Below are 24,272 nucleotides of genomic sequence, written 5' to 3' on the forward strand. Positions count from 1 at the left end.
GTTTTATAAAAAATTTAAGCTATTTATTTTTTCATATTCAAATCCAAGTACCATTCAAAAATTTTACTGTTCATTATCTTCTGCTGCATGTGTTAAGCGTTTTAATGGCTTCAATAGTAAAATAAATATCGTTCCAATGAGTACCGTAAATATTAAAATGCCAGAAAACACCGAATATTCGCCGTAATTAGAAGCCGACTCACCAATAAGGCCTGCTACTTTATTTCCTAAACCTGACGATGCAAAATAAACGCCCATAATCAACGAAGCGTATTTCACTGGCGCCAATTTAGTTATAAAAGATAATGCGACTGGAGACAAACATAGCTCGCCAATTGTGTGAAACAAATAAGCCAAGACTAACCAAATCATACTTGAAGTTCCAGAACTCTCAAATTCCATAGCTGCAAATACCATGAAAAGAAACCCAAAACCCATTATGATAATACCCAATGCCATTTTAAATAATGAAGAAGCTTCCTTACCTTTAAGTTTCCGTTTAGCCCAGAAACCAGCAACTATAGTCGCAAAAATGATAATAAAACCAGCATTTAAACTTTGAAACATTACTGTTGGAATTTCCCAACCTAACAACACTCTATTGGTCTTTGTATCTGTATATAAATTCATTAGCCCTCCAGCTTGCTCAAAAGCGCCCCAAAATATTATGACCATTATAAAAGAGAGTAATAAGACTAAGAATCTGTCTTTAAATATTTGCGAATCTAATTCTTTATAAATCATAATTAGCAACGCAGCAATGGCAGTTAAGAAAATGAATAACAAACCAAAGCCCCATTCTAATTTATACCATCCATAAATTGAAGCTAAAAGTAAAATTCCAACAATAAGTAATTGTTTTGGAGAGGTTAACAGATTAGAATATAATTTGCCGTATGATACTTCATTTTCATCGTTAGTGCTTGGTACAAAATCACCCACTTTATCTAAATACTTTTGACCAAAAACATAATTAATCAACCCTAAAACCATAACAATACCGGCAAGTCCAAAGCCAGCATGCCAACCCCATTTCGCCACGACACCTCCAATAATCATAGTTGCTAATAATGATCCGGTATTTATGCCTATGTAGAAAATACTAAATCCTTTGTCTCTTCTAATATCACCTTCTGCATACAATCCGCCAACCATGGTCGAAATATTTGGTTTTAATAGACCCACCCCTAAAATTACAAGGCCAAGTCCCGTATAAAACGCCCAAATATCTGTTAATATTAAAACGCCATGACCCATGCACAAAATTATAGCGCCATACAAAACGGCCTTTTTTTGTCCTATAAATTTATCTGCAATCATCCCACCGGGGATTGACATAACATATACTAACATGGTGTACCAACCGTAAAGTGCGAGTGCCTCTTTACTCGTCCAACCCAAACCTGCGCCTCGCGCATCATCACCCAAAGTCGAGGTAGTCATGTACAACACCAATAATGCCCGCATACCATAGTAAGAGAAGCGCTCCCACATTTCGGTTAAAAACAATACATACAATCCAATGGGTTGCCCCCAAAGTTCTTTCTGGTGTGGTTCTAACTTACTGTTTACCATTTATTTATTATCATTATAACTATTCCTGAATTCATGAATTTTATTCTGGTAAGATTAATATAATCTTGTTAATTTCAATCATTCATTGCGGTTTTATTAAAAGTTTCCAAGTTTACTAAAAATTCTTCAAAAAACAGTAATTAATCACAATTAAATAAGGCTCGACATATATAAATATTAGATGTAGTATCTTTGTGTTTTTAAAATTAAAAAACATGTGTGCTTCAATTTCTGGTTTTTCAAAATTATCGAAATCAAAAAAAATTGATTGGATCGTTGAAACCTACTTTTCTAATGCCGAAGATGCCAAACGTATTTTAAAACAATACTGGAATACCAACGACAAACTTCAGCAACTTCACGACGAATTTATTGAGAATACCATTACTAATTATTACTTGCCATTAGGTGTAGCTCCCAATTTTTTAATTAATGGAAAGCTGTACACGATACCCATGGCTATTGAAGAAAGTTCGGTGGTTGCTGCGGCTAGTAAAGCTGCGAAATTTTGGATGGACAGAGGCGGATTTAAAACCGAAGTAATTTCGACTACCAAAATCGGGCAAGTGCATTTTATGTTTCAAGGGGATTTCGAAACATTGCAGCGCTTTTTTAATGACATAAAATCAAAACTTATTCAAGAGGCATCACATATCACCAAAAACATGCAAAAACGTGGTGGTGGTATCTTAGATATAGAATTAAGAAATAAAACTCAGGATATTCAAGGCTACTACCAGCTCCATGCATCATTTGAAACTTTAGATGCTATGGGTGCCAATTTTATAAATTCTTGTTTAGAGCAATTTGCTAAAACATTTAAAAACGAAGCTTTAAACTTTGAAGGTTTTTCTGCTGAAGAAAAGAACATTCAAATTGTGATGAGCATACTTTCTAACTATGTGCCCGATTGCCTGGTACGAGCAGAAGTAAGCTGTAAGATTGAAGATTTATATGAAGATGACAGCATTTTACCTGAAGAATTTGCCTTAAAATTTATTCAAGCGGTGAAAATTGCTGAAGTTGAACCTTATCGAGCAGTAACGCATAACAAAGGCATTATGAATGGCATCGATGCGGTGGTTTTAGCAACAGGAAACGACTTTAGAGCCATTGAAGCTTGTGTACACGCCTATGCCTCTCGAAATGGAACATACAGTAGTTTATCGCATGCAAAAATTGAAGATGGCATTTTTACTTTTTGGATAGAAATCCCATTAGCCCTAGGAACCGTGGGTGGTTTAACAGGATTACACCCCTTAGTGAAATTGTCTCTAGAACTATTGCACCACCCGTCTGCAAAAGAATTAATGCAGATTGTTGCTGTTGCTGGTCTAGCTCAAAATTTTGCTGCACTCAAATCGCTTACAACCACTGGTATTCAACAAGGCCATATGAAAATGCATTTAATGAATATTTTAAACCAGTTTAATGCTACCGATGCCGAAAAAAGTACCCTAACCAATCATTTTAAAACCAATACGGTAACCCATAGTGCTGTTGCCGAGGCTATTGAAAAATTAAGAATGTAGATTAATAATCAACCAATGCAAAAATTTTATAGCAACGGAAAACTTTTAATTACCGGAGAATATGTGGTGCTTGATGGTGCGTTATCGCTTGCCTTACCTACTAAATATGGTCAATCGCTACAAGTTGAAACGTTTGAAAATCAAACTATCGTTTGGGAAAGTTATGACGAAAAGGGACAAGTTTGGTTTGAGGATACCTTTTCTTTTAACGAACTTGCTTCGGGTTTGACGAATGGTCGCAATGACATTTCGAATAGAATCATTCAAATTTTAAAAGCAGCACGATTATTAAACCCAGAATTTTTAAGCATAACAAAGGGTATTAAAATTTCTACACACTTAACATTTCCAAGAAATTGGGGTTTGGGCACTTCTTCAACCTTAATTAATAATGTAGCGCAATGGACTCAAGTAGATGCCTACAAATTATTAGAAAACACTTTTGGTGGCAGTGGTTACGATATTGCTTGCGCACAACACAAATTCCCCTTAACATACCAATTGAAGAACAGCGTACCACATGTTAATAAAATAGATTTCAATCCCACTTTCAAGAATAATTTATATTTTGTTTATTTAAACAAAAAACAAAACAGTCGAGATGGTATCGCTAGTTTTAAAGCGAATAAAGGCTCTATTGATACCGCTATTTCTGAAATTAGTGACATTACTAATAAAATTATACAGTCTAAAACACTTTTAGATTTCGACACTCTAATTACCCAACACGAAGTCATCATTTCAAAAATAATTAAACAACAACCAGTAAAAGAACTATTGTTTAACGATTATAACGGAAGTATTAAAAGTCTTGGTGCTTGGGGTGGCGATTTTATATTAGTCACTGCCGAACTAAACCCATCGGAATATTTTAAAAATAAAGGCTATCATACTATAATACCATATAAAGAAATGGTACTATTATAAAACAAAAAATGCCTCGATTTATTTCGAGGCATTTTTGTATACATTATTTAATAAGATAACTTCTTATTGAATTTGGTTTTTAGCTCTATAGTCTTCAATTTCTGAAGCCTCTTTTAAAGCTGTATAAAGTTTAGAAGCCACCACATTTAGTTTTTGTTGTTCAACTCTATTAGCGACTGCTTGGTAATTATCTAATTTAGGTGCACGTTCTATTTTAGTTACCTGTACCATATACACACCATTAGCACCATCTATCAATTTAGAGGTTTGTCCTTGTTTCAAAGCAAAAGCAGAACCAACCACAAGTGGTTCTCTTCCCACACCAGTAATGGTTGGGTTTTTCATATTAATTCCGGTAGCAGTTCTTACGGTAGTTTTTTCAGCTTTCGCTAATGCTTCCAAAGTAGTTGCAGTAGCTCTTTTTCTAATCATTTCTGCTTTCTTCTGGTTACGAATAATTGGAGCAACAGTTAATTTAGCATCTTCAACAGACATAAGTCCTTTTTTATGTTTTGCAACTAACTGTGCAATTACATAACCATTCGGAATGTTAAAACGTTTAATATCGCCAACTTTAGCATCTTCTTCAAAAGCCCAACGAACAATTGTACGTTGACTACCAATTCCTGGAATATTTTCATCTAACTCCTTTAAAGCATTCACCGGATTAACAGTGTATTTTTTATCTTTAGCGGCGCTCTCAAAATCTTTATCAACCACGGCTAATTCAAAATTTGAAGCATCTCTAAATACTTTGTCTACTGTAGTTTCAGAAGCTTCAATTTTTCTAGCGATTGTTCCAACTTTAACTGCTTTGTTTTTAGCTTTTTGACCTTCAATTTCCATAATATGGAATCCGAAAACCGTTTTTACAACGCCCATATCACCAACATTACCTTCAAATTCAAAGTCGTTAAATTCAGGAACCATAGAATTATATGGATGCCAATCGTAACGTCCTTCTTTTTCGATACTTCCTTGGTCTGAAGAATATTCTTTTACAAACTCTGGAAATTTACTTTTGTCAGCTTTTAATACATTTAATAAACTGTCTGCAAAAATTTTAGCTTGAGCTTCTGTTCTGCTTACATCTGCTCCTGCACTTTGAGAACCAACAAAAGGAATTAAAATATGTCTTACTTTAGCAGAATCTGGAATTTGCTTAACAGCAATTAGTTTAGACATTTTATAGTAGCCATTATCTTTATATGGACCATAAATTGCACCTTCTTTAAGGTTATAAATACTATCGGCTGCAGCTATAGGTAAACTAGATTTAAACACAAAACGGTTATCAAATTTAATGTCTGAATTCGAGTTAATAAATCCTTCGTTTTCAGTAGTATTTAAAAATCCAACAATAGTTTCACTCGATTTAGAACTTTCGTTATACTCAACTTTATTCTTTAACAGACCTTTTAAATCTGCCACAATCGCTTTCTCATCTTCCGGCGAAGCAATCTCATTAAACTGTACAAATTTAATATCTCTTGTAGCTTCTACTTCAAATTGTTTTTTGCGCTTGCTAATATAATCTGAGATATCTGATTTGCTAATTTTCACTAAACTATCGGCTATCGAAGTATATGGTATTTGAACAAAATTAATATCTACTTTATTACCTTCTAATTTATGCTCTAATTCGCCTTCTAACAAAGTACCCGTTAAACCAGCCTTAACCATATTAATATAGTTTTGCTGTAAAGCGTTTGCTGCGATAGTTGTTTCGTAATCAACCCAACTTTGGTAACCTTGCGGCGATGTTTCTTTTAAATTGGCAATATATTCATTCATTTTATTTTCATCGAATAAGCCTGCTGCATTTAAAAATTCTGGACTACCAGACAATGCCGTTTTTAACAAATCTCTCATTTGTTCTTTCTCGATAGTAATACCAAGTTTCTCGTATTGAGATTCCATTACTGCTTGTCTAACTTCTTGCTCCCAAACTTGATTCATTATTTGAGTGCTTGTTGCATTAGGTCCTGCTTGACGTTGTAAAGCTTCAACTTTTTCTAAAAAATACTCACGGGTAATATCTTTTCCATTTATAGTTGCCACTATATTTTGGGATTTACCTGCAAATGCATTTTCGTTTTTAAACAAATCTGCTAATACAAAAGAAAATAACGCTAATGCTATTACTATTATTAAAAATAGGGAACGTTGTCTAATTTTATTTAAAACTGCCATCTGATATTATTTATTTTACCTAATCTTAGGATTTACTTGTTAAGTTGGTTGCCAACTGCTAATTGACTAATTATCGTGCGCGAAAATACTATTTTCTATTTAATAATAAAAGCAGTTACATGTTTAATTATTTTAAGTTAATCGTCGTCTAAAAGTTTGAGTTCTACTAAGTCTATTTTAGTATTTGAAACTTCTAAAATTGTAAATTGAAATCCCTCAATTTTAACTATCTCATTTTGTTTTGGTATCTCTTCAGTATGGCTAACAATTAAACCTCCAAGTGTCTCAAAATGTTCATGTTCCGGCAAATTAAGCTTGAAAGTTTCGTTAATATAATCAACCTCTAATCTTGCAGAGAACTTATAAGTTGAATCGTCTATTTTTTCTTCAATGGAATCTATCGTATCGTGCTCGTCTTCAATTTCGCCAAACAATTCTTCAACAATATCTTCAACGGTCATTATTCCAGAAGTTCCACCATATTCATCTAACACTACTGCGATGCTTTTTCGTTTTTTAATTAGCACATTAAGCACGTCTTTAATAAGTACTGTTTCTGGCACAAATTCAACAGGAAGCAACATGGCTTTAATGTTTTTTGGCTTTTTAAACAACTCGAAAGAGTGCACATAACCAACAATATCGTCAATAGTGTCTTTATACACCAATATTTTAGTGAATCCGGTTTCAGTGAAGAGGGCGTTTAATGATTTGATGGAATCGTTAATTTCTACAGCTGTTATTTCTGTACGAGGCACCATGACTTCCCTAGCTTTTACTTCGGAAAATTCTAAAGCATTTTGGAAAATTTGAATTTCTGAATCTACATCGTCGTGCGCTTCAACAGATTCCATTTGTTCACTAATATAATTACCTAACTCTACTTTGGTAAAAGCCAGTTGTATTTGATCGCCTTCGGTTTTAAAAACATGTTTTAATACAAAATCTGATATCCAAATAACAAAATCTGAAATAATAGAAAACACAACATAAAACATATACGCGGGTACCGCTAATGCCTTAATTAGTTTGTTAGCATATATTTGAAAAAACACCTTTGGCAGAAATTCGGCAGTTACCAAAATTACCAATGTAGAAATTATAGTTTGTGTTAATAAACTAAAGTCGGTAAGCATTAAATCTAAAAATGCCACCGATGTTGGTACCATTGTTTTAAACCAATCGACCAACAAATCGCCCATAAAAAAACCATAAATAACAAGTGCGATATTGTTTCCAATAAGCATACTTGCAATATATTTTGAAGGTTTAGAAGTAAGTTTTGTTAAAATTCTTGATAGTAAACCATCCTGCTTTTTTTCAATTTCTATATGAATTTTGTTTGAAGAGATATAAGCAATCTCCATTCCTGAAAAAAACGCAGAAAGTATTAATGATACTATAATGATAATAACATCGACACTCATTTAGTTTGAATTATCTTTATTCTGATTTTTTGTGTTAAATCTTCTTCTAAAAAAAAACATAAATATAGCAAGTGCCGCCAATCCTAGCGATAAATAAGAGGCTGTTCTATCTAGGTTCCATTTTGAAATACCATCATATAAAAACAATACAGCAAACACCAAATATGCGTATTGAAAAATCTTAGAAAACATCATAATTATAAGTTTAATCTTGGGTAAAGATAATTAAATTTAATCTTCGACAGTTACATATCCTGTAACTTCTAACACTTCGGCATTAGTGAATTTGGAGTTAGAATCGAAACCATTGCCATTAATAATATCTTTCTCGCTTGAAAAAGTTACTGGCTTATTCGTATACAACCATTCCCTTTTCTGGTCGTAGTATAATTGCTCGGTTTTTAAAATTCTATTATCTGCAGTAGTAATTACAACATTACCTTGTAAATCTATAAGGTTAGTAGCGTCGTAAATAATGGCGTAATCTGAAATTACAGTACTTTTTTTATTCTCTTCATCATAGATATAAAGTGTAATACCTTGAGGGAATTCATTATAAGGGAAATCTCTGTTAGTAAAATCTAGCATTTTCGGACTTAATAGATTTGCCGTTACTCTGCCAGAATCTGTATATTTTAAGTTAATGTTTTCTGCAACACCAACGGGTTCATTATCAGAAATTCCCATTTTCTGAACCTGTTTAAAACTGTCGTTACATGAAAAAAACATAGTCACCAAAAATATGGTGACTATGTTAAAAATATTATTTGAAATTTGTTTTCTCATTAAAGGTTCGGCACTGTTATAGATGCTCCTATCCAACAACCAATATTGATTGTTTTTCCAGCCATACCACCACTAAATATTTCGGCTTTAGTTGGTGCTTTAGATAGGTAACTAGCAGCGGATTGATTTGCATTACCTTGTTGGGTTGCATCAACACGTCCCGCTTTTCTTGCCTCTTCTGCCGCTAACCAATATACAGCTCTTTTGTTAAAGTTAGTATCACCACAACTATTAGCACTTGCAGCATACATAGCAGCAATTGATAAATATGGACGACCGTTTGATGGGTTCAATCTAAGTGATTCTCTGAAAAAGCCTCTAGCTCTACCATAATTACTTTTTGCTTTTAATTTCAATCCGATTCTATTGTTTAAATCAGCTTTTTTGTAATTATCTGTTTCTAATTTAATAGCTTCCTCGTAGAAAGAGATAGCCTCGTTAGATTTTCCTTGTTTATCTTTAAGTACACCTAAGTAATATGCAGACTTAGCTGTTGGGCTTAATTCGTGATAAGCATTTACTAATTTAAAGAATAATGGATCGCCTGTACAGTCTTTTTCAACCATTTTACCTGCTGCTCTTTGTAACCAAACGGCATTTTCTTTATTAGATTCGAAATTCTTTTGATATAAAGGGATTAAGATTTCGCAATTTGCTCTAGACCCCATTTTTTCATCGATACCCGATGCAATTAAATCGTAATTTGTTAAGTAACTTTCGAAATATGCTTTGTACTGAGTATCTTTTCTAGATAATTCTGTTCCTTCTTCTTCCTTAACAATAATCTCATTTAAGCTTTCAGAGTAATTTTTCACTTCCTCTTCTACTTTTTCTACAATATCATCATATTTGTCGAATAATTCTTCAGCAGGTTTTTTTCCGGCATCAAACAAATCAACCATTAATGAAAAATATGTATACAAACTTTGTGGGTTTGTAAAAGTAGCTTTATCTTCTTTATATACAGAATCAAAACACGCATATAACTCATCTATAGATGCGTTCATAGCACCTTTATTATCATACATTAACTGACATGCTTGCGCGCCGTACTCACCTTTTGGGGTTTTGTCTGGAAAGTATTGTGCTCTCTCTCCCCACATTTTTACTAAGTCTTTAATGGCTGCAACTTTCTCTGCACCAGTAAATTTCTCAACTCTGTCTTTTAAGATTTTCTCGCCATCTACATAAATAGCATTATTAAATTCTGGACATTTTGTTCTCACATCCATCCATGGTTGATAAGCTGCGTCATAGTTTTTTGCTTTTACATATTCGTGGAATATGGACAATTTAGTCATGCATTCTTCATCTTGCTGCGCAAAGCTTATATTTAACCCAATAAATAAAAAAGCTAGTAATAATGTAATTTTTGTTTTCATGTTAATAATGTTACGCTGTTAATCATATTTTCTTTTCACAAACCATCTATCGTTCAAAGATAAACTTATTTGGAAATTAATAAAATTCTCTTGAATTAAATTATTTTTTGTAGTTCCTCTTTTCCCTATTTCAAATCCTACGTTCGCATTAGAGAAATAGCTCCCTACTGGTAAACCTACACCAAAAGATATGCCAAACTCATTTATCGACTCATTTTCTATATTTAATCCGGTTTTTTCGTAGTGTAAACCAGCTCTATATACAACACGTTTTAAATAACTATCAAAAGAATTATACATTGGTATATAAAATCCTCCTAAGGCTATAGTACTTCCGTCTTCGTATTTTGTTGCACCACTGCTATACAAATCATTAGAGAAATTGCTCGTTTTTTGTGTTGTGTACTCTGCCCCAACAAACCATTTTCTCGGTTCGCCAATACCAGTTCCTATCGAAAATTTAGAAGGCATTACCAAATCGGTTTCCTTTAAACCAAGAGATTCTAAATCTGTATCGATGGTATTGATTTCAAATTCTTGACCTGTAGTAGCGCTGATGGTGATGGTTGAAAATGATCTTTCATTTTTAGACACCAAACTACTTTCTGGTGTATATGTAGCTCCCGAAACGAGTTCTAACTTATCGGTTATCATCTTTTTATATGATACTCCTAAATTTAAATTGATTCCACTTAAATCTGACCGATTATTTTCTCTTGATTGATATTGCGTTAAATTACCATCACTATCGTAAGTATAAGTAACGGTGCTATTTTGTACATTCCCAAAATTATAATGTAAATCGACACCAATACTTAATTCTTTAGTAACTTGATATCCTAAACCAAGAAAAGCCTTATTTAAACCTCCTTGACCTCTAAATTTATCAATAACATTTCCTTCTGAATCGTTTGACTGTAATTTATAACCAACCGATGTAAAAGGCAGCAATCCAAAACCGAAACCAAATTTTCCAACAGGAACAGATAATGCAAGATAATCAAACGTAGCTGAAGATGCCCTATCGGTTTCTACATCGCTTTTTAATTTAAGTGCATCATTACTACCACCAACCGTAAACTTAACTGGTCTGCTTTCATTATTCCACATTTCCAGACTATTACCAGCATAAGACGCAGGATTTTGTAAATTTATATGAATACTGTCTGTATAAATACTTAAACCACCCATACTTCTATTTTCGACTGTTCCTTTAAATTTTAGGCTACCAATACCATAAAATGAATAAGGTGAAGCTGTTCCTTCTTGTCCGTAACTGCTAATCGTTAAAACTGCAATAAAAACTAATAAAAGTTTTTTTATCATTCGTTTGAATTATAATGTAAAATAAAGTTTAATCCCTCTAAAAGAAAATTAGAAGTCGCAAATATGCTACTTTTTAATTGTTTAGACAAGAAATTACTATCACCTCCTGTTAAAATAACTGTTAAATCTGAATATTTTTGATTATAAACCTCTATAACCCCTTCTATTTCCTTTAAAACACCATAAACAATACCCGAATGTATGGCTTGTTGCGTTGAGTTTCCTGTGATGCTTAAGGGCATTTCGGTATTTAATAACGGTAATTTCGCCGTAAAATTATGTAACGATTTATACCGCATCTGTAACCCTGGTGAAATGGCACCTCCAAGGTATTCGTTCACTTCAGTAATAAAATCGTATGTTATACATGTACCTGCATCTATAATTAGGACATTACTATTTGGAAATTGTTGTACCGAGGCGCATACTAATGCTATTCTGTCCACGCCTAAGGTTTTAGGCGTTTGGTATGAATTTTTAAAAGGTAAGTTTGTGTTCGCATCTAATATTAATACGTCGAAATATTGTTTAATAACAGCAACAGCATCACTTTTTAAACTTCCAACCGAAGAAATAATGGCACGTTTAATTAGCTTAAAATTATTCTTTATGGCCTTAACTTCTTCAATAATTAAATCTAATTCAACTTGTTTTTTATATTCAATCTTGTCGCCGTTAAAAACAGCAAGTTTTACAAAAGTATTACCGACATCGATTATTAAATTCATAATTTTAACTAAAAGGGATAAAATTACAAAATGACAATTTATTAATATTCTAATTTAACTTATTATATTGATTTCAAATTACATAAAGTTAAATATTTCTTACATATAAAAAATCGAGTGATTTTTTGCAATTTTCTTTTGGTGAATAGCAAAAATGAATATATATTTGCAACCGCTTTGGCGAGGTACCTTAGCTCAGTTGGTAGAGCAAAGGACTGAAAATCCTTGTGTCCCTGGTTCGATTCCTGGAGGTACCACGAAAAAATCCCGAAACTTTTGTTTACGGGATTTTTTGTTTATTTATACATGGTACACTTTCTTTATATTCTATTCAGCCCATCTAAAAACACCCATTATATAGGTGAGACTTATAATTTAAATGAAAGATTAGCAAAGCACAACAACCACCAATATACAGGAAGTTTTACAAAAATAGCCAATGACTGGGAACTTGTTTTACATTTAAAATGTCATTCAAAAGATGATGCTATCTATCTTGAAAAATTCATAAAACGAATGAAAAGCAAAAAATTCATTCTCAAAATTATTGACAATCCAAATATTTTAACGGATATACTCAATAAAAAATAACTCTGCCCTGGTTCCTCCGACGCTTCGGAGCTGGAGGTACCACGAAAAAATCCCGAAACTTTTGTTTACGGGATTTTTTGTTTTTTGTAACTATTTCTATGTCACTTCGGACTGAATCTATAACAAAACAAAAAAAGTTTAGAGGTTTTCAAATACAGGACCTTTTGTTTATAACCAGTTTGTTCAACCTTTCTTTTAAATTAAACTCATTTCAAAAGCCATACGCACTAGAGCGGCTGTATTTTTAGCTTCAAATTTAATGAGTAAATTTTTTCTATGTGTATCAACCGTTGTGGTGCTTATAAACAATTTTTCAGCAATTTCGTTATTGGTTAGTCCTTTCGAAATTAACAAAATCACTTCTTTTTCTCTTCTTGTTATTATTGGGATTTTGGTAAGTTCAGAATTATGCATGATTAATGCAGCCTCATGACTCAAAAATAAATCACCTTTTATAACTGCATCTATTGCTTTAATTAGTTCATCTCTAGAGGCATTTTTTATAACATACCCAGACGCACCGTTATCCATCATTTTTTTTATAAAACTTTGCTGATTAAAAGAACTAAGTGCAATAATTTGAATATCTGGGTAATGCGTTTTAATTTCTTTACATAAATCTATGCCGCTTTTGTCTGGTAAGTTTACATCTAAAAAGAGAATATCGGGCTGTTGGTTTTTTATAAAAGCTAAACAAGAATCTGCAGTCATGGCATGACCAAGCCATTCAATGTTTTTTTCGTCTTGAAGTAACGATCGAATGCCTTCAATAATCATATAATGATCGTCTGTAATAAAAACTTTTATTGCCATTTATATATTTATTTCTATCAATACAGAAGTACCTTTTCCTTCTTCTGAATCAATATTGACTTTGCCTCCAAGAAAATCAATTCGATTTTTAATATTCTCCCAACCCATTCCTTTTGAATTTTTAATTTTTTCAGGATTAAATCCTTTTCCATCATCTTCTACGGTTAAGGTTAAAACCGAATCTGTTAATGTTACTTGTACGATGGCTGAATTTGCCTGTGCATGTTTTATGATATTGTTTATTAATTCTTGAACAACTCTATAAATAGTTATTGAGGTGGTTTGGTCTATTTTAACAGCATTAATTCCTATTGATTGGTATTTTAAATTTAAAGCTCCACTTGTGTTTATTTCATTACAAAAATCTTTAATGGCTGTATCTAACCCAAATTTTACCAACGATTCAGGCATCATATTATGAGCTACTCGGCGCATTTCCCTAATTGAACTATCTAACATATCCATACTACGCTCAAAGGATTGTTGGTTATCTGGAGTCATAATAAGATTTTGTTTCATACTTTGGAAAGAAAATTTTATACCCGAGAGCATTCCTCCTAACCCATCATGCAAATCTTTAGCCAACCTAATACGCTCGCGTTCTTCACCTTTTAATACTGCTTCGGTTGCTGTTAACTGTTTTTCCTTTTCTAATTCGTTTATTCGATGTTGCTGCATTTTTTGTTTGTGACTGTAGTTTTTAAATAAAAGAAACATAACAAGTAAGGCTATAATGGTAGAGCCAATAAGAATATAATTTAGTGTGTTTCTCCTTTGCAGTTTTAAATCTTGCAATTTTATTTTAGCGTTTTTTTCTTCAAACGCATATTTCTTTTCTAGCAATAAGGTGTTTTTCTGAATACTTTCGTTTAAAATACTGTCATTTAACAAGGTACTTTTAGTCGCATACAAATTTCCTTCTTTAGTATTTTGAACTGCAAAAGAAAGGTTGGATAAAAGTGTATATATTTTTACGCGTTCTACATTTAATTTATATCTATTAGCAAGTACTAATGCTTCTTGTGCATATTTTTCGGCCGTTGGATAATTCTTTTCGTTCAAATAATAAAACGCCAGTCCTTTAAGGGCGATGACCTCTGTTTCATAAAGTTCCAATTCTTTTGCAAGCATTAAAGCCTTTTCCATAAAAGGTTTAATCTTTTCGTACTCACCTTTTTGAATATAAATATCTCCAAGATTCAGGTTTTGAACAGCAATAGCATTCTTAGAATTAATTTTAATACCTAAATCTAACGCTTCTTTAAAAAGAGCTTCGGCTTTATCTAATTGTCTTAGGCTACAATAATTAGTTCCAAGATTATTAAGCGAGCTAATTAACCAAGGCAAATTATTTAGTTTTTTAAAACCTTTTACAGCCCTTTCGCCATGTTCAATACCCTTCTTATATTGCCGCATATTATAATAAAGAAGTTGAAGCAGGTCGTCTGCCTTATACGCGGTTTCTTCGTTTCCAATTTTAGCAAATATTTTTTTTCCTTGAATATAATAGCTTATCGCATTTTCATAATCACCTAACATGCTATACGAGGTTCCTGTATTAAACAAGGTATTTGCAAGATTTAAAGAGTCGTTAATTTTTTTTGAAAGTGCGACCGCTTGCAAGTTTAAAATTAAGGATGAATCCTTTAAACTTTGCATATTTAGCACATAAGTATAATTAGAAATATATTTAATAATACCTTTTGGATAATTAATCTCTTTGCTTAAATCTCTCGCCTTTCGATAATATTTTTTGGCAATTTCTGGCTCGCTGTCTTCAAATTGCTGACCTATATTTAAATAAAGCAAGACTGTAGAGGTATCCTTTTTTGCGTTTGGCAGCAATCTTAACAAACTGTCTTTATCCATTAAATTTTGTCCATGAGTAATACCACCCAAGCCCAAAAACAATAACAGAAGCCAAACCTTTTTCATAAAACAAGATTTTCTAGATACAATACAAATTACGCATTTTACATACTATTTCTTTATCCCCTTTTTCCATGATTTTTTCAATTTATTGCAATATCCTGTTTTTAGGGGATTGTTTGGTTTTGTATTTATAATCAATTTTACATCAGAAAGTTACGAGATTACAAACACTTAAAACACACATATTATGAAAAAATTTACAGTTCTCTTGTTAATACTTTTTACTTCGTTATCAAGTTTTTCGCAAACAGGTAAAATTCGTATTTCTTTTGCAGGTTTTGATTGTTATCGTGAAACCTGGGATGATATTTTACACACCGATGGTAAGGGTGATGAAGTTTACTTCACATTTGGCATTACACTTGCCGATAAAAACGGCAACACTAAAATAAACTATGATAAACGTACTCCAGTTTATGGCGACGCTACGGGAGCTTATAATAATCGTGTAAATGTTGGCTCTTTTGTTGATGCCTTTGGGAACAAACGCGGTGGAATTAAAGGAGGAGACACATACCGCTGCAATGATATTATAGGTGAGTTTGATATGAACGATGGTAGTATGAAAGTTTTAAACAGTGATGGTGCAACTTTGGCCAATGGCTCTTATACGTTTAATAACAACGTTATTGCTGCTACTTATAATTATACTGGCGGCGGCACATTTTCTATATACGGAAATTACGAAACCAACAGCGGCAAATTAATTGGTACTTGGGGTAGTAAATCCAGTAATACTGATGGTGGTAAATGGGCTATGTTAAAAAAATAGTTTGTTTGTATAAATCTATAACAAATTTTTACACCATAAACCATGAAAAAAATAATATTTCTTACTGTTCTTTTGGGAAAAACTATACTTATATCTTCCCAAACACCTTTTCTGGTAAAGGATATAAACCCAGGAGGGCAACCATCCTACATTACTAATTTAACCAAAGTAAACAACACCTTATTTTTTGCAGCTTTCGACCTAACCCACGGTTTAGAGCTTTGGAAAACCAATGGCACCCATTCTGGTACCGTATTAGTGAAAGATATTAATGTAGGACCTAACAATTCGGCACCTTCAAGATTGACCAATGTTAATGGAACACTTTTCTTTAGAGCGGATGACGGAATTAATGGTCCTGAACTATGGAAAAGTGATGGCACCGAGACTGGTACGATGATGGTAAAAAACATCAGACCAAGCACTCTTAATGATGGTATTTCACATATAGCTGAACTTACAAGTGTTGGAAACCTACTTTTTTTTGCGGCAAATGATGGTGTTAACGATTATGCCTTATGGAAAAGTGATGGCACAGAAACTGGAACGGTTATGGTAAAAGATATTAACCCAACAACGCAATTAACTTCTTTAGGACGATTTATTGATATTGATGGTACGCTATTTTTTGGAGCTTTTGATGGTGTGAATGGGCATGAATTATGGAAAAGTGATGGAACTGAAACTGGAACTGTAATGGTAAAGAACATTGCTGCCGGAATTCAAGATGGTTTTACTGCTTATCCTTTTATGACCAATGTAAATGGCACGCTATTTTTTGTTGCCAATGATGGCAAATATTTACATGAACGAGAACTATGGAAAAGCGATGGGACTGAAGCTGGAACCACAATGGTTAAAGATATCTATCCCGGCGATAATGGATTTACCGCAAACAGTTCTGTACCCTGGGATTTAAAGAATGTGAATGGTACTTTATTTTTTCAAGCGCAAGATGGTATACATGGAAGCGAGCTCTGGAAAAGTGACGGTACTGAGTTTGGAACAGAATTAGTAAAGGATATCAAATCAGGAATTTTTTCTTCAAGTCCGAATCTTTTAAGCAATTGTAACGGAACGCTTTATTTTCGAGCCGTTGATTCTTCAGGCATTATTGATGTTTGGAAAAGCGATGGGACTGAAACTGGAACTATATTATTAAAAAATCCATCTACTGGCCACTTTTATTCAGAACCAGCAGAGTTTACATATCTTAATGGCTATGTTTATTTTGTTGCAACTGGTAACACCATTGGCAGAGAATTATTTCGAACAGATGGTACATCAGAAGGAACAATTGGATATAATTTAAGATATCTTACCGAGAGTTCATCGCCTGAATATTTAACCATCGTTGGCAACACTCTCTTCTTTATTGCAGACAACGGAGCTAACGGCAATGAACTTTGGGCTCTCGAAACGCAGTCGTTAGATATAAATGATAACAAATTAACAAAATCAAATCTTTCCATTTACCCAAATCCATCAAATGGCTTTATTAATATTAAAAACGAATCGAATATAACAATTGAAAAGCTGATTGTTTATAGCATCACAGGCAAACATATTATTGAGCAGAACAATGTTTCGAACGGCATAAATATAGCTCATCTGAAAAACGGCTTGTATTTTATCAGAATTCAATCAAGCAATGAAACTTTCACTTACAAATTTGTGAAAATTTAAAAGAATGATAACTGCTATAACTTTAATCTAACAATGGAATTAATCAGCCCTAAATTTTATTAACTAATTAATTATGAGATATATGCGAAATATTACTAAAATTATTACTGTTTTTTGTTTTTCATTACAATCAATTGCAATTGCTCAATGGAACATAAATACAAACCAAAATAACCCAATTTGCAATATTGTGGGTTATGATGTAAGTTCTCCACAAATAGTATCCGACGGTAAAGGTGGTGGCATAATTGTTTGGAGCGATAATAGATCTGGGACTACTACAGATATCTATGCACAAAGGATAAACGCTGATGGTTATGTACAATGGGCGATTGATGGAATTCCAATATGTACTGCAACCGGAAATCAAAGCCAAGTAAGAATTATAAGCGATGGGGAATTTGGTGCAATTATGACTTGGGTTGACACTAGAAATGGAAATTGGGACATTTACTCACAACGTATAAATGAAGCAGGGATTCCTCTATGGGCTAATAATGGCATTGTAATTTGTGACGCACAAAATTTTCAAAATAAGCCACGAATTATTCCTTATCAAAATAATGGTGCAATCATAAGTTGGACAGATAGAAGAAATAATTCAACAAACGACGATATATATACGCAAAGAATCGATGGCAATGGAACCATCCAATGGGCTTATAACGGAATTCCTGTTTGTACTGATTGTATTGAATCGTTCTCTACCACAAGTATTCCTCAAATAGTCGCCGATAACACAACACAAGAGATTTTCTATACTTGGCCAAATTTAGATGCGAGCGAAACCGATATTTATGCTCAAAAATTAAATTCTAATGGTATTCCTCTATGGTCAACAAATGGAATTCCTATCTGCACTTCACCAAATATTCAATCAAAACAAAAATCCGTTTTAGATAATACTGGAGGTATAATTGTATGTTGGGAAGATAACAGAACAAATACTGGTAATAATATTTTTGCGCAAAGAATAAACGCCCTAGGCAATATACAATGGGCTCTTAATGGTATAGAAATTTGTAATGCTGCTGGTTACGAACAAAACCCATACATGCTTGCCGATGGTAATGGAGGTGCTTACATAGCTTGGGAAGACGAAAGATTCTTTGTAAAAGACATTTACGCTCAAAAAATTAATAATAATGGAATTTCTCAGTGGCAAGCAAACGGTATTCCAATATGTACGGCTGCAGGTACACAATCTGGACCTGCCATAAAAACAATAAACCCATCAGGTATTGTTATTGCATGGGAAGATAATCGAAATGGAAGCGGCGATATTTATGCACAACAAATAACAAATAATGGAAACGTTCTTTGGGCATCAAATGGGGAAATTATAACTAACGCTTCAGGTCATCAATATACCTTCGATTTAACAAATGGAATCTCAAACAACTTAATTTTTACTTGGGAAGATAACAGAAATGGTCCTACAGATATTTACGCCACAACATTGAATTCTAATGGCACCTTAAATAGTTTAACAACTAATTCTACCGAACAAATTAGTGTTTATCCTAATCCAACAACAAGTTTTATAAATATAAACAACCCAAACAATTTTAAAATTAACAAATATATTATCTCAGATATGTCTGGAAAAAAAATTACCGAGCTAAACGGAGACTCCAGCAGTTTAAATATTTCGATGTTAAGTAATGGACTTTACATTATGCAAATACATTCAAATCATACAATATTTTCTACTAAAATCATTAAACATTAAAATTGGAAACAATGAAAATTCATTTCCTAATAACACTATTTGTTTTGAATATTTCCACTGGTTTTGCTCAAAAAACTAAAAACGAACAGGAAAAACCGCCTACACAAGCCGAAATGCGGGAAATGTTAGAGGAGTTTCAAAATATGAGTGAAGAAGATAAAAAGGAACTAGAAAAACTAGGAGTAAAGATTCCAACATTAAAAGACATTCCGCAATTAAGTAATGCCAAACTAGTGGATGCTTGGGAACATGAAAACCGACTAATTCCAGTTCGAAATGTTGCAAAAAATGCCTCTATATTAAAGGATGTTCCGTTGGAGCGCATGGAATTCTATATAAACGCCGTTCAGAAAATAGTCAGTGAGTCATTAAAAAACGACGAAAAAGAGATTTGTACAAAAGCTTATAACTATATACAAACACTTTCTAAAAATAATATAGAACAAGGCAATATGGCCATGGGGTTTTGGCTTGCAGGTAAACCTACAATTGCTTTACACACGTTAGGACAAGTGTTGCTTACTTCTCCAGTAGATGATAATAATTTATCAAACTATGCATCAATGCTTTCCTTATTAGGCGGGCAACACTTAGCCATACCTGTGTTAAACAACCTAAACTCAAGATACCCAAATAATAGTACCATACTCAATAATTTAGCACAAGCTTGGTTTGGCCTAGGAGAAATAAATAAGGCTGAACAATTTCTAGACCGTGTTCTTTTAATGTCACCAAAGCATCCTCAAGCTACTTTTACCAAAGCCATTATAGAAGAAAGCAAAGGCAATACCGTAAATGCTATAAAGTATATTAAAACATCCATTCAAGCTGGATATTCAACAGAAAAAGAAAATAAATTGGAAGAATTAGGCTCAAAACTAACGCTTAATGACGTCACACTTTCTTTTAAACCTGGACCAGATCCGCTTAGTCTAGGCAGTATTCATCGACCAGATTACCCCACTAATTTAAGTGAACTAAAACGCCTTAAACCTGAATGGGAAAAGTTTAATGAAGCATGTGACGTGAAATTAAATAAGCTTCAAATAGAGTTAATTGTAGTTGGCGAAAACTATTCGAAAGATTTAAACAAGTTGGCTGCTGAAGATATAAAGGTATTTCAGCAAGGAAATCCATTATCAAAATATACTAAAGTTCCAATGTTAGCAAAAAAAGCCACACTAGCTATGACTGAAGCACAAAGGCATTATGATGTGCGAATAAAACATTTAACCGACGAATTTATAGTCTTAACAAACGATTTATCCAAAATTAAAAACTCGCATAAAAGAGCAGTTCCAGAGGCGCCTTGTAAAAATCATGTAGATATCGAAAATAATTATTTAAAAAAATATAATGAACGTAAAAAGATTTATGATGAAGAATTTTTAACCACCCATAAACAATACCTAAATGAAATAGGTTACTGGTCTCAATTTACAAGTTTAGATGAAAATATTTTTGAAAGCATTCGTATACAATTTTTAATTGATTGGTTATTAAAGAATAAAGAATACCAGCCTCTACTATATTCCGAATATGAATCTTTTGAATGTGTTGATGAAGATAAAAATCAAAGTCAATGGAAATTATCAGAATTTGATAAAGTTGCCTGTAAATACAATGATACACTCGATTTAAAAATAATCAAATTTTATAACAACTGTAGCCGCATGACCAGCAAACTGGATCTTAAATTTCTTGAAATAACGCGGCTCGATAATTTTGAACGAGCCATAGACGATGAATATGAAAGCTGTACTATAAAAATAAATGCAGAAAAAGGTATTGGAACATTTGAAAAAGGACCTTTAAAGATAGAAGCAACCGCCGGAGTAAGTATCGAATTTGAGTTAGACCGCGACGGCATTAAAGATGTTAACGCAACCGCAGGTGCCGAAGCACAAGCTACTTTAGGACCAAATGTTGGAAAAAAGGCCGTTGATGTAACTATTGGTATTGAAGGGAAAATTAGTCTTATTAGTGGAAAAACATCAATAACAACAAGTTCAAAAATCAATGGTTTGAGCAATTCTAAAATTGTCGAACTAAATTAAAACCATATCAAATGGAATCTTTTAAATAGTCATCAACCTTTTATCATTAGTTCCTCGTTCCAACAAACTAAAAATAATCAGCAACAACATTATCTAGCCAAGGCGAGATAACAAAAACCGAAAAAATACGAGGGCTTAACGATACCAATAACTCAGATACAGAAATTTATAAAGTTTTACAAAACAATAATATTAATAACTAAAAATAAAGAAAATGAAAAAACTAATTTTTACTCTTTTGATGCTCCCATTACTTGTTGGCGCACAAAAACAAGATGTTTATGTAAAGCTAGTTGATGCAAAAGGAACTATGCTCAAAGGCGATGTTGTTACAAGAGGATTCGAAAACCATTTAAACGCTCTCACCCTTGCCACGACAGGTTCTAACAATTCAGTAGTAAATTTTACTATGAATATTACAGGTGCATCGGCAGACCTCAAAAAAGCAATAGCTAATAAAGAATATTTAATGTCTGGATACATAACGGTAACACAAATTGGCAGTAATGGCATGCCAATAACCGTTTATACCATTGCGATGGAAAAAATTAAAGTGCAATCCTGTAACGAAAGTATGGGTTGTAATAGCGAAATGACCACGTCTGTAACCATACAACCCGTAAGAATTGGTTGGACTTACTATCAAAATAATATAAAATCAGGCATTAAAACGGTTTCTAATAAATATGGTTTTGATGCCGAAACTGGTGGTGCATGGACTAATTTCTAATGTCAATTAGAAAAAAATATTTCATTTTAATTATTACTAATTAATACAGTTTAAATTATGAAAAAACATGTAATAGTATTAGGAGTTCTATTATTGAGCATGAATTTAAATGCGCAATTATTGAAAAATCTCAAAGAAAAAATAGTGAGCAAAACAGAGCAAAAAGCCGATGCTAAAATTGATCGTAAGATTGATGTAACTATAGATAGTGTATTAGAAGGAAATATTCCGTTTCCAAAAAAAATGAAATCTAATAAAAATGATTCTATTTCAAATAACCAAAACAATCAAGAAACAAAGCGAAGTATTAAACCCAATTATGTTTCTAAATTCGATTTTGTACCTGGTGCAACTATCTTGTACTTCGATAATTTTGAAAAAGATAATATAGGTGAAGCACCTGAAGGCTGGATAACATCAAGATCTGCAGAAGTTGTTAGCATTGAAGGTTTAGAAGGCAACTGGCTAAAACTTGCTTCCACTTCTGCAAATCACTTAACTCGAAGCAAAAAACAATCTTGGGGAAATAACTTTAGCGTGGAATTTGATCTTTTGATGCTAAAAAATAATTACGACCCTCGCATAGATATTTCTTTAATAAACACAGGAGGCAATCTGGTTACAGATGAAGCTATTCTAAATTCAGGGAAAGCAGTCATTAACTTTTCAGCAATTGTTAGCCAAGGAAACTCCAGTAGAGCAAGCTTGTATGCCTTAGATAAAAAGATATCCGATGGAATGTCCGAAAATTTGCCATATGATAGTTCGGCGCCAGTTCACATAAGCATATGCGTTCAAGGAAAAAGATTTAGAATGTGGTGGAATGAACGAAAGCTTTATGATCTTTCGGCAGTAAATGAAGAATATATGCCCAATCAATTAGGTATCTCCTTTGGAAGTGTTGGCGGCACCGATTTTTTCATTTCAAATATTAGAATTGCTAAAGATGTACCAGATACCAGAAAACGCTTTGAAGAAGGCAAATTAGTGAGCAATTTATTATTCTATTCTGGCACGGCAACGCTTAAGCCTGAAAGCATGGGCACATTATTAGATCTAAGCAAAATTTTAAAAGAAACAAATTCTCCGGTAAAAATTGTAGGGCATACCGATAGCGACGGCGATTCTGCATTCAACCAAAATCTTTCAGAGCAACGCGCAAACGAAGTAAAGAAAATACTCGAGACCGTTTATAACATAGATAAATCATTACTCACAACAGAAGGAAGGGGCGAATCGCAACCCATAGCCGATAATAACACACAAGAAGGGAAAGCACAAAACCGACGCGTAGAATTTATATTTAAACCAGAAGCCGACACCTACGAAAAAACTATTGGCATAAACACAACAAGCTCTGGTCAAGCACAAACTCTAAAATCTATAAATACTTTAAATAATCAAACAACAGCGACGACAAATACCGAAGTAAAAATTCAAAGTGCCGTACTTACAACGTCATTACCATTTGCGCAATTTATAAAGTCTTCAGACAATAAATATACCTTTATCGCAAGCAAAGAAGAAGGAAATAGTAAAGAGAATTTTATAAAAATCAAACTGGAATCTGTAAACTCAAGCTTAAAACCAGAAACTTTTAACTTCAAAGAAATCAATCAAAAAAACACTTTATATGGAACAAAAAGTTTTGCCGAAATAAGCAATACAGAGGCAGTCCTTTATTACGGTGCTACAAAATCTCCATATATCTACAAATTTTCACCAATTATAGCAAATGGGCATATGGCGACTTATTACGATGAATCTCTTGCAAGTAATCTTCCCGCTATATCATCAAATTGCAAATTTGTAATTGAAAAAATAGAAGATGGCAAAGCCACTGGCTACTTTATTGCGGGGATAATGTCACAGGGTTTAAAACCTATCAAAAAAGGCGATGCCATGCAAGAAACCTTCACAACCGGATTTACTGGCGAAATAAAATGTGTCTTCAGTAATGTCCCCATTTATTAAAACCAAAGAGATAATAAAAACAATAATTAGCGGGATTTTTAATTTATAATGGCAAGTTTTTATAAAACATAAAAACCGCGCTATCCGTTGTATCTTTTTATGGGGGACT

Annotated in this window: 19 protein-coding genes and 1 tRNA gene; 10 read left to right on the forward strand and 10 right to left on the reverse strand. The window is 33.1% G+C overall.

All coding sequences use genetic code 11. The features are described from left to right. Nucleotides 1-63 precede the first annotated feature (63 nt). A complete protein-coding gene (locus ACFQ0I_RS16310) occupies nt 64-1,575 on the reverse strand; it encodes a peptide MFS transporter (protein WP_379944032.1) in 1,512 nt (503 codons plus the stop codon). Nucleotides 1,576-1,790: 215 nt separating this feature from the next. Here ACFQ0I_RS16310 and ACFQ0I_RS16315 point away from each other — a divergent pair, with 215 nt between their 5' ends. Then, nucleotides 1,791-3,107, forward strand: coding sequence for a hydroxymethylglutaryl-CoA reductase, degradative (locus tag ACFQ0I_RS16315; protein ID WP_379944034.1), 1,317 nt, complete (start codon nt 1,791-1,793; stop codon nt 3,105-3,107). Nucleotides 3,108-3,122: 15 nt separating this feature from the next. Then, nucleotides 3,123-4,034 (forward strand): GYDIA family GHMP kinase, encoded by a 912-nt coding sequence (locus ACFQ0I_RS16320; RefSeq protein WP_379944035.1) that lies wholly within the window; start codon nt 3,123-3,125, stop codon nt 4,032-4,034. 63 nt (nt 4,035-4,097) lie between these two features. Here the strand turns inward: ACFQ0I_RS16320 and ACFQ0I_RS16325 are convergent, their stop codons facing one another. From ACFQ0I_RS16325 to ACFQ0I_RS16355, 7 genes are all read right to left on the reverse strand, one after another. Then, nucleotides 4,098-6,227 carry a SurA N-terminal domain-containing protein gene (locus ACFQ0I_RS16325; protein ID WP_379944036.1) on the reverse strand — a complete coding sequence of 710 codons (2,130 nt, stop codon included), beginning with the start codon at nt 6,225-6,227 and terminating at the stop codon, nt 4,098-4,100. Nucleotides 6,228-6,364: 137 nt separating this feature from the next. Further along, nucleotides 6,365-7,654 carry a hemolysin family protein gene (locus ACFQ0I_RS16330; protein ID WP_379944037.1) on the reverse strand — a complete coding sequence of 430 codons (1,290 nt, stop codon included), beginning with the start codon at nt 7,652-7,654 and terminating at the stop codon, nt 6,365-6,367. Then, nucleotides 7,655-7,849 carry a hypothetical protein gene (locus ACFQ0I_RS16335; RefSeq protein ID WP_379944038.1) on the reverse strand — a complete coding sequence of 65 codons (195 nt, stop codon included), beginning with the start codon at nt 7,847-7,849 and terminating at the stop codon, nt 7,655-7,657. Nucleotides 7,850-7,885: 36 nt separating this feature from the next. Further along, entirely contained in the window at nt 7,886-8,440 is a 555-nt protein-coding gene (gene lptC, locus ACFQ0I_RS16340) for an LPS export ABC transporter periplasmic protein LptC (RefSeq protein ID WP_379944039.1), read from the reverse strand. Further along, a complete protein-coding gene (locus ACFQ0I_RS16345; RefSeq protein WP_379944040.1) occupies nt 8,440-9,822 on the reverse strand; it encodes a tetratricopeptide repeat protein in 1,383 nt (460 codons plus the stop codon). The genes lptC and ACFQ0I_RS16345 overlap by 1 nt, the downstream gene beginning before the upstream one ends. A gap of 18 nt (nt 9,823-9,840) precedes the next feature. Then, on the reverse strand, nt 9,841-11,148 hold the full coding sequence (locus ACFQ0I_RS16350) for a hypothetical protein (protein WP_379944041.1): 1,308 nt from the start codon (nt 11,146-11,148) through the stop codon (nt 9,841-9,843). Beyond that, nucleotides 11,145-11,876, reverse strand: coding sequence for a type III pantothenate kinase (locus ACFQ0I_RS16355; protein WP_379944042.1), 732 nt, complete (start codon nt 11,874-11,876; stop codon nt 11,145-11,147). The genes ACFQ0I_RS16350 and ACFQ0I_RS16355 overlap by 4 nt, the downstream gene beginning before the upstream one ends. A gap of 184 nt (nt 11,877-12,060) precedes the next feature. Here ACFQ0I_RS16355 and ACFQ0I_RS16360 point away from each other — a divergent pair. Both ACFQ0I_RS16360 and ACFQ0I_RS16365 read left to right on the forward strand, forming a co-directional pair. Next, nucleotides 12,061-12,133: transfer RNA gene (locus ACFQ0I_RS16360), tRNA-Phe, on the forward strand. Between the two features lie 49 nt (nt 12,134-12,182). Next, a complete protein-coding gene (locus tag ACFQ0I_RS16365) occupies nt 12,183-12,467 on the forward strand; it encodes a GIY-YIG nuclease family protein (protein ID WP_379944044.1) in 285 nt (94 codons plus the stop codon). 195 nt (nt 12,468-12,662) lie between these two features. Here the strand turns inward: ACFQ0I_RS16365 and ACFQ0I_RS16370 are convergent, their stop codons facing one another. Then, a complete protein-coding gene (locus tag ACFQ0I_RS16370; RefSeq protein WP_379944045.1) occupies nt 12,663-13,280 on the reverse strand; it encodes a response regulator in 618 nt (205 codons plus the stop codon). Further along, nucleotides 13,281-15,215: a tetratricopeptide repeat-containing sensor histidine kinase gene (locus ACFQ0I_RS16375; RefSeq protein ID WP_379944047.1), complete on the reverse strand. Its 1,935-nt coding sequence runs from the start codon at nt 15,213-15,215 to the stop codon at nt 13,281-13,283. Nucleotides 15,216-15,399: 184 nt separating this feature from the next. On the opposite strand from ACFQ0I_RS16375, the gene ACFQ0I_RS16380 reads away from it, so the two are divergent. The 6 genes from ACFQ0I_RS16380 to ACFQ0I_RS16405 all read left to right on the forward strand — a co-directional run bounded on the left by ACFQ0I_RS16380 (nt 15,400) and on the right by ACFQ0I_RS16405 (nt 24,163). Further along, nucleotides 15,400-15,984 (forward strand): hypothetical protein, encoded by a 585-nt coding sequence (locus ACFQ0I_RS16380; protein ID WP_379944048.1) that lies wholly within the window; start codon nt 15,400-15,402, stop codon nt 15,982-15,984. 42 nt (nt 15,985-16,026) lie between these two features. Next, nucleotides 16,027-17,670, forward strand: coding sequence for an ELWxxDGT repeat protein (locus ACFQ0I_RS16385; protein ID WP_379944049.1), 1,644 nt, complete (start codon nt 16,027-16,029; stop codon nt 17,668-17,670). Between the two features lie 82 nt (nt 17,671-17,752). Beyond that, nucleotides 17,753-19,402, forward strand: coding sequence for a T9SS type A sorting domain-containing protein (locus tag ACFQ0I_RS16390; RefSeq protein WP_379944050.1), 1,650 nt, complete (start codon nt 17,753-17,755; stop codon nt 19,400-19,402). 11 nt (nt 19,403-19,413) lie between these two features. Further along, nucleotides 19,414-21,459 (forward strand): tetratricopeptide repeat protein, encoded by a 2,046-nt coding sequence (locus tag ACFQ0I_RS16395; protein WP_379944051.1) that lies wholly within the window; start codon nt 19,414-19,416, stop codon nt 21,457-21,459. 214 nt (nt 21,460-21,673) lie between these two features. Next, complete coding sequence (locus tag ACFQ0I_RS16400; RefSeq protein WP_379944052.1) at nt 21,674-22,189, forward strand: type VI secretion system tube protein Hcp; 516 nt, start codon at nt 21,674-21,676, stop codon at nt 22,187-22,189. Between the two features lie 57 nt (nt 22,190-22,246). Beyond that, nucleotides 22,247-24,163, forward strand: coding sequence for an OmpA family protein (locus tag ACFQ0I_RS16405; protein WP_379944053.1), 1,917 nt, complete (start codon nt 22,247-22,249; stop codon nt 24,161-24,163). The last annotated feature ends 109 nt before the right edge of the window (nt 24,164-24,272 follow it).

Source organism: Mariniflexile aquimaris, assembly GCF_042676825.1.
GTDB classification, from domain to species: Bacteria; Bacteroidota; Bacteroidia; order Flavobacteriales; family Flavobacteriaceae; genus Mariniflexile; species Mariniflexile aquimaris.